Origin of the sequence: Bacillus sp. B15-48 (genome assembly GCF_016879755.1) — a bacterium.
Taxonomy (GTDB): domain Bacteria; phylum Bacillota; class Bacilli; order Bacillales; family Cytobacillaceae; genus Mesobacillus_B.
Window position 1 is genome coordinate 1,193,817 of sequence record NZ_WOFU01000001.1, and the last position, 11,672, is coordinate 1,205,488.

At 38.4% G+C, this 11,672-nt stretch carries 9 protein-coding genes and 1 rRNA gene; 8 read left to right on the forward strand and 2 right to left on the reverse strand.

What is annotated here, in order from left to right; translation table 11 throughout:
• Positions 1-161: 161 nt before the first annotated feature.
• Both rnpA and rpmH read right to left on the reverse strand, forming a co-directional pair.
• A complete protein-coding gene (gene rnpA, locus GNT69_RS05435) occupies positions 162-524 on the reverse strand; it encodes a ribonuclease P protein component (RefSeq protein ID WP_203553904.1) in 363 nt (120 codons plus the stop codon).
• A gap of 105 nt (positions 525-629) precedes the next feature.
• Complete coding sequence (gene rpmH / locus GNT69_RS05440) at positions 630-764, reverse strand: 50S ribosomal protein L34 (RefSeq protein ID WP_203553905.1); 135 nt, start codon at positions 762-764, stop codon at positions 630-632.
• A gap of 530 nt (positions 765-1,294) precedes the next feature.
• Between rpmH and dnaA the strand changes: the two genes are divergently transcribed.
• From dnaA to GNT69_RS05480, 8 genes are all read left to right on the forward strand, one after another.
• Complete coding sequence (gene dnaA, locus GNT69_RS05445; protein ID WP_203553906.1) at positions 1,295-2,641, forward strand: chromosomal replication initiator protein DnaA; 1,347 nt, start codon at positions 1,295-1,297, stop codon at positions 2,639-2,641.
• 184 nt (positions 2,642-2,825) lie between these two features.
• On the forward strand, positions 2,826-3,968 hold the full coding sequence (gene dnaN, locus GNT69_RS05450; RefSeq protein ID WP_203553907.1) for a DNA polymerase III subunit beta: 1,143 nt from the start codon (positions 2,826-2,828) through the stop codon (positions 3,966-3,968).
• Between the two features lie 166 nt (positions 3,969-4,134).
• Positions 4,135-4,350 carry a S4 domain-containing protein YaaA gene (gene yaaA / locus GNT69_RS05455; RefSeq protein WP_203553908.1) on the forward strand — a complete coding sequence of 72 codons (216 nt, stop codon included), beginning with the start codon at positions 4,135-4,137 and terminating at the stop codon, positions 4,348-4,350.
• Between the two features lie 22 nt (positions 4,351-4,372).
• A complete protein-coding gene (gene recF / locus GNT69_RS05460; RefSeq protein ID WP_203553909.1) occupies positions 4,373-5,491 on the forward strand; it encodes a DNA replication/repair protein RecF in 1,119 nt (372 codons plus the stop codon).
• 9 nt (positions 5,492-5,500) lie between these two features.
• Complete coding sequence (remB, locus tag GNT69_RS05465) at positions 5,501-5,752, forward strand: extracellular matrix regulator RemB (protein WP_203553910.1); 252 nt, start codon at positions 5,501-5,503, stop codon at positions 5,750-5,752.
• A gap of 66 nt (positions 5,753-5,818) precedes the next feature.
• The gene (gene gyrB / locus GNT69_RS05470) at positions 5,819-7,726 is read left to right on the forward strand and encodes a DNA topoisomerase (ATP-hydrolyzing) subunit B (protein ID WP_239094073.1); all 1,908 of its coding nucleotides are present in this window, start codon (positions 5,819-5,821) and stop codon (positions 7,724-7,726) included.
• Positions 7,727-7,825: 99 nt separating this feature from the next.
• Entirely contained in the window at positions 7,826-10,405 is a 2,580-nt protein-coding gene (gyrA, locus tag GNT69_RS05475) for a DNA gyrase subunit A (protein ID WP_203553911.1), read from the forward strand.
• 1,137 nt (positions 10,406-11,542) lie between these two features.
• A 16S ribosomal RNA gene (locus tag GNT69_RS05480) occupies positions 11,543-11,672 on the forward strand; the annotation flags it as partial.

Consider the following 11,672-nt stretch of genomic DNA (forward strand, 5'->3'; position numbering starts at 1 on the left):
ATTACACAATGAATTTTATCTATATATAAATGGGCTTCACATCTATTCGAAAATTATAGCCGTCATCATTTTGCAGGTAAAAGTCATTGGCAATCCAAATGTATTTTATCATCTTTTATATGAAAGTGCTTTAAAAAAATGAAGCACAAAAAATATTTCCTCTATGCATTATGACCACTGTTGTTTTTTTTCAAAACACGAGCGACTTTCAAAACATGTTCCAAACTTTTTTTCACTTCGTGCATTCCCATTGTTGCTGCTGGATTTCTAGCAATAATTACATAATCATTTCCCGTTTTAATTATCTCTTTTAACTCGAGGACAGATTGGCGAATATATCTTTTAATTTGGTTGCGAGTGACCGCATTCCCTAATTTCTTACTAACAGATAAGCCGATCCGAAATGTATCCTGGCCCTCTTTTTCCAAAACGTAAACGACAAATTGCCGATTTGCAAACGACTTTCCGTTTTTAAAAACGTCTTGAATTTCTTTATTTTTTTTAATTCGTAATTCTTTTTTCATTTATTACACCTTCATTTCAATGAACAGCTTGTTATTACGTAAAATAGGAAAAATTAATCTATGATTTCAAGCAAAGAGAAAAAAGACCACTGACAGTTCAGTGGCCTAGGCTGATAAAACTTTTCTTCCTTTACGACGACGGTTAGCAAGAACCTTGCGGCCGCTTGGTGAGCTCATACGACTACGGAAGCCGTGAACTTTACTATGCTTACGTTTCTTTGGTTGGTAAGTTCTTTTCATATATGACACCTCCCTGAGGAAATCGTTATTCCAGACAGTCTTGTCTATTATAAAGATGTTACCTAAAAAAAGTCAATAGAAACTAAAAATTAACGGCCGTTTGTTTAGTGGTAACTTTTTCCTCTTTACGTCTCCTAATCAGCTTGTGGACAAAATTCGACACCATTTTTCTTTATCCACAAACCGTATTAACAACTTGTACACATATAACACCTTGTGGACATTTTTTCTCCACACGTCTTTATCTCTGTGGATAAAGTATGAAAAGGCGTTGCACCATCTTAGATTATCTGATATTATATTTGTGTTTTCACTCTTGATAACTATTAGCGAGTTCGGACTTATTCACAGACTGTGGATAACTTGTGGATAGTTTATTCACGTCTGTGCTTATATATTTGTCCACAAGCAGTGGATATTGTCGAAAAACCGCTTTATTTCCTATTATATATTTGTCCACATTAGTAGAATTGTATAATTATAAATTTTTGTTCGGTTATTTGTAAAAACTCACACAAGGAGGGATATGATTGGAAAATATTGCGGACCTCTGGGATAAGGCCTTGTCAAAAATAGAGAAAAAAATTAGCAAGCCTAGCTTTGATACTTGGCTAAAATCAACAACGGCCCACTCACTTCAGAGAGACACATTAACAATTACAGCCCCAAATGAATTTGCCCGTGATTGGCTGGAAGAGCGGTATTCCCAATTAATTAATGATGTTATTTATGAGATTACTGGTGAAAACTTAATAATAAAGTTTGTCATTCCGCAAAACCAAAACGATGAAGCAGTCAATCTGCCGGTTCCGCCTAAAAAAAATAACAAAGCAGAAGACCAATACGAACCTCATCAGAATATGTTAAATCCTAAATATACATTTGACACTTTTGTTATCGGTTCAGGGAATCGTTTTGCTCACGCTGCTTCGCTTGCGGTTGCTGAAGCTCCAGCGAAAGCCTATAATCCCCTCTTTATTTATGGAGGAGTAGGACTTGGAAAAACACACTTAATGCATGCGATTGGCCACTACGTCCAGGAACATACCCCTTCAGCAAAAGTCGTTTATTTATCATCTGAAAAATTTACGAACGAGTTTATTAATTCAATTCGCGACAATAAAGCCGTTGAATTTCGCAATAAATATCGTAAAGTCGATATTCTCTTAATAGATGATATTCAGTTTTTAGCTGGAAAAGAATCGACCCAAGAAGAATTTTTCCATACTTTTAATACATTGCACGAAGAAAGCAAACAAATTATTATTTCGAGTGACCGGCCACCTAAAGAAATTCCAACTTTAGAAGATCGTTTACGTTCTCGGTTCGAATGGGGATTAATTACCGATATTACCCCTCCAGACCTCGAAACGAGAATTGCCATTTTAAGGAAAAAAGCTAAAGCAGAAGGCTTAGACATTCCGAATGAGGTAATGCTCTATATTGCGAACCAAATCGATTCCAATATTCGTGAACTTGAAGGAGCGCTTATAAGAGTAGTTGCCTATTCTTCGTTGATTAATAAAGATATTAATGCTGACTTGGCCGCGGAAGCATTGAAGAATATCATTCCGAATTCAAAACCAAAGGTCATTACGATTCTCGATATCCAAAAAACAGTTGGTCAGCATTTTAATGTGAAACTCGAGGATTTTAAAGCAAAGAAACGGACGAAATCAGTCGCATTCCCTAGACAAATAGCGATGTATCTTTCACGTGAACTTACTGATTTCTCCCTTCCGAAAATTGGCGAAGAATTCGGAGGACGAGATCATACGACTGTGATTCATGCTCATGAAAAGATTTCAAAGCTCCTTGCGACAGATTCAACCCTTCAGCATCAGCTTAAAGAAATCCATGAACAATTGAAATTGTAGAAATTGTGAATAACTCGAACAGGTTTATGCACAGTCTGTCCACATGGGGATGGGCTGTATTTCCGTATCGAATGAATAGTTATCCACAAATCCACAGGACCTACTAGTACTTTTACTACTTTTATTAAAAAATAATTAGTATATGCCATTCTAGCGAATGAAATACCAAATTGGAGGATTTAAAATGAAATTTGCTATCCAGCGGGACCATTTATTACAAAGTGTCCAAGACGTTATGAAGGCTGTTACAAGCAAAACGACCATTCCAATCTTAACTGGAATAAAAATTGTTGCTACCGAGGAAGGAGTAACGTTAACTGGAAGTGACTCAGACATTTCAATCGAATCCTTTATTCCTAAAGAGGAAGATGGCAATGAAATTGTTGAAATAAAGCAGCCTGGTGCAGTTGTTCTTCAAGCGAAGTTTTTTAGTGAAATTGTTAGAAAACTACCAACAGATACAGTCGAGATTGATGTCGAAAACCATTTACAAACTGTGATTCGTTCTGGAAAATCAGAATTCAATTTAAATGGTCTCGATGCCGATGAATATCCGCACTTACCACAATTAGAAGAAGATAATCTCTTTCGGATGCCAACAGATCTGTTAAAAACATTAATACGTCAAACTGTCTTTGCAGTGTCCACCTCAGAAACACGACCTATCTTGACAGGTGTAAACTGGAAGGTTCTAAATAACGAACTGGTCTGTATTGGTACAGATAGCCATCGTCTAGCGTTGAGAAAAGCCCGTATAGAGACAGGAACTGAGTTGGAAGGCCAACATAATGTCGTTATCCCCGGTAAAAGCTTAACTGAATTAAGTAAAATTCTTGATGACACTTCTGAAATGATCGATATTGTCATAACGGAAAACCAAATTTTGTTTAAAGCAAAACATTTATTATTTTTCTCACGCCTTCTTGAGGGGAACTACCCAGATACAGCAAGGTTGATTCCGTCAGATAAAAAAACAGATGTGATTGTAAATACAAAAGCATTTTTACAAGCAATTGATCGTGCCTCTCTTTTGGCACGTGAAGGAAAAAATAATGTCGTAAAATTTGTTTCAATTGGGGAAACCACAATTGAAATTTCCTCCAATACACCGGAAATCGGGAAAGTTGTCGAAGAGTTGACAGCACAGTCGTTTGAGGGTGAGGAGTTAAAAATTTCGTTTAGTGCAAAATACATGATGGATGCACTTAAGGCGATTGAAGGAACGGAAATACAAATTTCCTTTACTGGAGCGATGAGACCGTTTATTATCCGCCCATTAAATGACGAAGCAACATTGCAGCTAATTTTACCTGTTCGGACATACTAACTGATTGAATCCTCTTGTCACAATGGCAAGAGGTTATTTTCTTTCAGAACCTCTTACGAACCTTCGGAATCCCCCTTTTATGAGTTAGCAAATGTGTTCCCCTTGTATCTATCTATTTATTTTAGTAAAATTAAGTATTAGATTCTTTTCAGAATGGGGTGAAAAGATGAGCGAACAAATTAAAATTGATACAGAGTTCATTACGTTAGGCCAATTCCTCAAATTAGCAGAGGTGATTCAATCTGGTGGAATGGCTAAATGGTTTTTAAGTGAACATGAAGTCTTTATCAATGGCGAACAGGACCAAAGAAGAGGAAGGAAACTCCGGAATGGGGATAAGATTGCAATCCCAGGTTTTGGCGAGTTTCATGTCATTCATTGAGTGATTAAAGGATGGGCCATTCATGCACATAGAGAGCGTTGAATTAAAAAATTATCGCAATTATGAACAATTAGAAGCGGAATTTGAAAATAAAGTAAATGTTATTATCGGCGAGAATGCTCAAGGGAAAACAAATGTGATGGAATCCATTTATGTTTTAGCGATGGCAAAATCACATCGGACAGCAAATGATAAAGAATTGATTCGCTGGGACACAGATTATGCTAAAATAGAAGGTAGGGTTAAAAAGACGAATGGTTCCGTACCGCTGCAGCTTGTTATTTCCAAAAAAGGGAAACGAGCGAAATTTAATCATATTGAACAGCGAAAATTAAGCCAGTATATCGGAAATATGAATGTTGTTATGTTTGCGCCAGAAGATCTCCATCTTGTAAAAGGGAGCCCTCAAGTAAGGCGCCGTTTTATTGATATGGAAATTGGGCAAGTATCACCGATTTACCTGCATGATATGAGCCAATATCAAAAGATTCTTCAACAGCGGAATCATTATCTTAAACAGCTGCAGCTAAAACAACAGACCAATCATACGATGCTTGAAATTCTAACTGAACAATTTATCCAAATGGGAACGAAAGTCATTGCTAAACGTTTTGAATTTCTCCATTTGCTTGAACAATGGGCCTTTCCGATTCATCAAGGCATATCAAGAGGGCTAGAAACGTTGGAAATTGAGTATAAACCATCTGTTGATGTATCAGAACAACAAGATTTGTCGAGAATGATAGAAGTCTATAATGATAAATTTATGAAAGTGAAAAATCGAGAAATTGAGCGAGGTACAACTTTATTTGGACCTCACCGTGATGATCTACAATTTAATGTGAATGGTAGAGATGTTCAAACATTTGGTTCACAAGGCCAACAACGGACGACGGCGCTCTCCGTGAAGCTGGCTGAAATTGAATTGATTCACAAAGAAATTGGCGAGTACCCAATTCTTTTATTGGATGATGTGTTATCGGAACTAGATGATTATCGTCAGTCCCATTTATTAAATACAATTCAGGGAAAAGTTCAAACCTTCGTGACAACAACAAGTGTAGACGGAATTGAACATGCAACCCTTAAAGAGGCTGCTGCTTACCGAGTTCAATCTGGAATGATGACAAGATTTCAGTGAGGTGAATCAATGTATTTGCATATTGGAGAAGAGACACTAGTGCGAACGAGTGGAATCATTGCTATTTTAGACAAGGAAAGCGTTAATTTCTCCGACACTCTTGAGGAATTTCTCACCCAACATAAATCAGAGACAGTTAATTTAGCGAAAAAAGACTATAAATCCATCGTTATCACACATAAACAAATATACTATTCCCCTCTAGCAGCAGGAACCTTAAAAAAGCGAATCCAGCAATTAACTGTTCAAGAGTTTATTTAATAGATTTTAAAATGTTTTTTAAAATGAAAAGTGTAGGTGATCGATATGGCAATGGAACAAGATGCCATGCATGGGCAAACGTATGATGCAAATCAAATACAGGTCCTCGAAGGTTTGGAGGCTGTACGTAAACGACCAGGAATGTATATCGGATCAACAAGTGTAAAGGGCCTTCATCACCTCGTCTGGGAAATTGTCGATAATAGCATCGATGAAGCCCTAGCTGGTTATTGTGATGAGGTCAGTGTGGTCATTGAAAAGGATAATAGCATTACAGTCATGGATAATGGTCGCGGGATTCCAGTCGGTATTCAGGAGAAAATGGGCAGACCTGCAGTTGAAGTCATTATGACTGTTCTTCATGCCGGTGGTAAGTTCGGTGGTGGAGGCTACAAGGTTTCCGGAGGCCTTCACGGGGTTGGAGCCTCTGTTGTAAATGCTCTTTCGACGTTGTTAGAGGTGTATGTCCATAGGGATGGGAAAATTTATCATATTTCCTTTGAACGTGGTGCAATTAAGTCAGAATTAAAAGTTGTTGGTGAGACAGATAAGACAGGAACAATGATTCACTTTGTCCCTGATACTGAAATTTTCACAGAAACGATTGAGTATGATTTTGAAATTTTATCGACCCGTCTTCGTGAACTCGCATTTTTAAACCGCGGATTAAAAATTTCGATTGAAGATAAGCGTGCTGAAAATAAAAAAAATGAATACTTTTACGAAGGTGGCATCAAATCTTATGTAGAACATTTAAACCGCACGCGGGATGTTCTCCATGAGGAGCCGATTTATATTGAAGGTGAAAAAGACGGCATTACAGTTGAAGTCGCCTTACAGTACAATGATGGATTTGCGTGCAATCTATACTCATTTGCGAATAATATTCATACGTATGAAGGCGGAACACATGAATCTGGCTTTAAAACGAGTTTAACGAGAGTGATCAACGATTACGCTCGGAAAAGCGGTATTTTTAAAGAGAATGATTCGAACCTTTCTGGTGAGGATGTGCGAGAAGGGCTTACAGCCATCGTTTCAATCAAGCATCCTGATCCTCAATTTGAAGGGCAAACGAAAACGAAATTCGGAAATTCGGAAGTTCGGAATGTTACGGATACGACGTTTTCGGAACACTTCGAGAAGTATTTGCTCGAAAACCCTTCCGTGGCTCGAAAGATTGTTGAAAAAGGGTTAATGGCAGCAAGGGCAAGGCTTGCGGCGAAAAAGGCCCGGGAATTAACAAGGCGAAAAAGTGCCTTAGAAGTTTCCAGCCTGCCAGGGAAGCTTGCGGATTGTTCTTCTAGGGATCCATCGATTAGCGAACTTTACATCGTTGAGGGAGACTCTGCCGGTGGTTCGGCAAAGCAAGGACGTGACCGCCATTTCCAAGCGATTCTCCCGCTAAGGGGAAAAATTTTGAACGTCGAGAAAGCCCGTTTAGATAAAATCCTTTCCAATAACGAAGTAAGAGCGTTAATTACGGCGATAGGAACCGGAATTGGTGAAGATTATGATATAACAAGGGCACGCTACCATAAAATTGTCATCATGACAGATGCTGATGTCGACGGCGCTCATATCCGCACATTGTTATTGACGTTCTTCTATCGATATATGAGACAAGTTATTGAAGCTGGTTATATTTATATTGCCCAACCACCTTTATATAAAGTTCAACAAGGGAAACGTGTTGAATATGCTTATAATGAAAAGCAGCTCGAGGGAATTTTCGCAGCGCTTCCGGCACAACCAAAGCCAGGTATTCAACGATATAAAGGTCTTGGTGAAATGAACCCGGACCAGCTTTGGGAAACAACAATGAACCCTGAAAACCGCTTGCTTTTACAAGTAAGTTTAGAAGATGCAATCGAAGCGGATGAAACATTTGATATGCTAATGGGGGATAAAGTTGAACCAAGACGTCAGTTTATTGAAGAAAACGCTGTTTATGTTAAAAACTTAGATATTTAACAGGATAGATTCTCGTCTATCCTGCTTTTCTATAAGCCCTGACAGCTATGTCAGGGCTGGACAAGCTCACTCGTTTTTCCAAAAAGGGAGGTTTTACATATGGCAGAAACGCCAAATCCTCGTGTGAAAGAAATAAATATAAGCCATGAAATGCGTACGTCTTTCTTAGACTATGCTATGAGTGTTATCGTAGCTAGGGCACTCCCGGATGTTAGGGATGGTCTGAAACCGGTGCACCGTCGTATATTGTATGCGATGCATGATCTTGGAATGCACTCAGATAAGCCATTTAAAAAATCTGCACGTATCGTTGGGGAAGTAATCGGTAAGTATCACCCACATGGTGACCAAGCTGTATATGAGACAATGGTGCGAATGGCTCAAGACTTTAGCTATCGTTATATGCTCATTGACGGCCATGGGAATTTCGGTTCTATTGATGGTGATTCCGCTGCAGCGATGCGTTATACGGAAGCACGTATGTCGAAAATATCGATGGAGCTTTTGCGTGATCTTAACAAAGATACAATTGATTATCAAGATAACTACGATGGTTCGGAACGTGAACCGATTGTTCTCCCATCGAGATTTCCTAACCTGCTTGTTAATGGGACTTCAGGTATCGCTGTTGGGATGGCGACCAATATCCCACCTCATCAGCTTGGAGAAATCATTGATGGAGTTCTCGCGATAAGTAAGGACCCGGAAATCACTGTTCAAGAATTGATGGAAATTATCCCAGGACCTGATTTTCCAACCGGAGGTTTAATCCTCGGACGCAGTGGAATTCGTAAAGCATATGAAACAGGGAGAGGTTCAGTTACTCTCAGAGCGAAAGTTAGAATCGAACAAAAAACGAACGGCAAAGAAGTTATTATTGTCGATGAGATTCCTTTCCAAGTAAATAAAGCAAAACTAATTGAGAAAATCGCTGAACTCGTCCGTGATAAAAAAATTGACGGAATCACTGACTTACGCGATGAGTCGGATCGCGAAGGTTTACGAATCGTCATTGAAGTTCGGAGAGATGCGAATGCCAATGTTTTATTAAATAATTTATACAAACAGACAGCTTTACAAACAAATTTTGGGATCAATACACTGGCACTTGTAGATGGTCAACCAAAAGTATTGAGCTTAAAACAATGTTTGGAATATTATTTGGAACACCAAAAAGTAGTCATTCGCCGCAGAACAGAGTTTGAACTCCGTAAAGCGGAAGCACGTGCTCATATTTTAGAAGGCTTAAGAATTGCCCTTGATAATCTTGACGCGATTATTACCTTAATTCGCAGTTCGCGTACGACGGATATTGCCCGTGAAGGCTTAATGACAGAGTTCAGTTTATCTGAAAAACAAGCACAGGCAATTCTCGATATGCGCTTGCAGCGTTTGACCGGCTTAGAACGCGAAAAAATTGAAGAGGAATACCAAAGCCTTGTAAAGCTAATTGCTGAGTTAAAAGCAATCTTAGCTGATGGAGAAAAGGTTCTTGAGATTATTCGCGAAGAACTTGAAGAAGTCAAGGAACGTTTTAATGATAAACGTCGTACTGAAATCATTACGAGTGGATTTGAAATGATTGAAGACGAGGATTTAATCCCTCGAGAAAATGTTGTTATCACCCTTACACATAATGGGTATATAAAACGCCTGCCTGTATCAACTTACCGTGCCCAGAAACGAGGTGGCCGTGGAATTCAAGGAATGGGAACAAATGAGGATGATTTCGTAGAACATCTTATTACAACCTCAACGCATGATACGATTCTCTTCTTTACAAATAAAGGAAAAGTCTATCGTTCGAAAGGGTATGAAATTCCAGAATTCGGCAGGACAGCAAAAGGATTACCAATTATAAATCTCCTTGAAATTGAAAAAGGAGAATGGGTTAATGCGATTATCCATGTAGAGGATTTTGTTGATAACTGGAGCTTATTCTTTGCAACAAAAGATGGAATTGTAAAACGTTCCTCACTTACTTCATTTGCGAATATCAGAAATAATGGTTTGATTGCTTTAAACTTACGTGAAGGCGATGAATTAATTTCAGTTCAGTTAACGGATGGCAACAAAGAAATCATTATCGGTACAAAGGGTGGGTCGATGATTCGCTTCCCTGAAACAGATGTGCGGATTATGGGGCGTACGGCAACTGGCGTAAAAGGAATTTCCCTTGACGAAAAAGATGACGTCGTGGGCATGGAAGTACTAGATGAAAGTGCTGATATTCTCGTCGTGACGAGAAATGGTTACGGAAAACGTACCCCGGCAACAGAGTACAGAAGGCAAGGTCGCGGCGGAAAAGGAATTAAAACATGTAATATCACAGATAAAAACGGAAGTCTTGTGACAATGAAAGTCGTTAATGGGGAAGAAGACCTCATGTTGATTACGACAGGTGGCGTTTTAATCCGAATCCCAGTTGAAGGAATATCGATTACTGGGCGTAATACGCAAGGGGTAAAACTCATTAGCCTGAATAAAGAACATGATGAATATGTGTCAACAGTTGCACAAGTTGATAAGGAAGAAGACAAAGTAGAAGAAGACGAAGAAAATGAAGTGACTCCTTCTGTAATTGAAGAAGGAAAAGAAAATGAAGTGACTCCTTCTGCAGATGAAGAAGGGAAAGAAAACGAAGTAGATCCTCCTTCAGATGAAGAAGGACAAGAATAACTTGATTGGTTAAAAAGGAGCACAACAGTTGTGATAACTGGCTCCGTTATCAACCGCAAATATTAAAATTGTAATGCAAAATGACCTTCAAATTGTATGTTAATTTGGAGGTCTATTTTTTTGATGTAAAGAAATGGCAATTATTATTTTTGGAGAACTGTAGTGGGCAACTTTTATATTAAAATGTCGGGGTACAATCGCCAGTGTACCGCAGTTATATTTTTAATTGGAAATTTTATATAAGCTTAGGCTAAGTTAGAACTGAATGTTGATTTCTTTCACTGCATCTGAAAAATAAACGGAATAATTCCGCCTAAACTGGGAAATACCGATATTTCCTTAAAAATAAGCGGAGTTTTTCCGTTTATATGATCAAAATCTTTAGATTTTGTCTTATTTAGAGTAGTTAAGCGGAATTTATCCGCTTATATCCACTTCTAAAGCTTCCCCTTTATACATTAGCGGGAAATTCTCCGTCTATTCATTCTCAAACCTACACAAAAATCGGTATGGAGAAGGCGAAAATGGTTTGCAAACATCTGGACACCCTTGTCATTTGCTAACATTTCCCACTGCCAAGCCTGTAGTGACTTCCACCACCAAGTTATCGCCCACGCCGAGCGCACAAACAAAATAGAAAGGTTTAACCTTTGCTATTTAATGTTTTTTAATCTCTCTAGTTTATCGCAGATTAACTGGCAGTAATACTTCGACCGGGCTCTGCGCGACTAACCATCAGTGAAGGATGAAGAAAACCCCCTCTGATGGAAGTTTCGTTTTATAGTGCAAAAAGAATTACATTTTCCTGTACAAATTAACGTTGTGCGATAGGAAACGGAACCCGTTACAGATGTGTTCCTTTTTTTTAAAAAAATATTTAGGAAATCTATTGCACTAATAAAAAAAAGTTGGTATACTCTTCAAAGTCAGTAACAAGTGTTAAACATTTAAGTTATTATATTTTTTAAAATAAATGTTGACATCGAAAACGACAAATGATATATTATAAAAGTCGCTTCTGAGTGACGATCGTTCTTTGAAAACTAAACAAACAAGCGTCAACAAAAAATAATTTGTGTTTCTTCTATAATGAAGATCACAAGCCAACGTTTTATTTTATGAGCTAAAGCTTACTCTTTATTGGAGAGTTTGATCCTGGCTCAGGACGAACGCTGGCGGCGTGCCTAATACATGCAAGTCGAGCGAATCTTTAAAAGCTTGCTTTTAAAGATTAGCGGCGGACGGGTGAGTAACACGTGGGCAACCT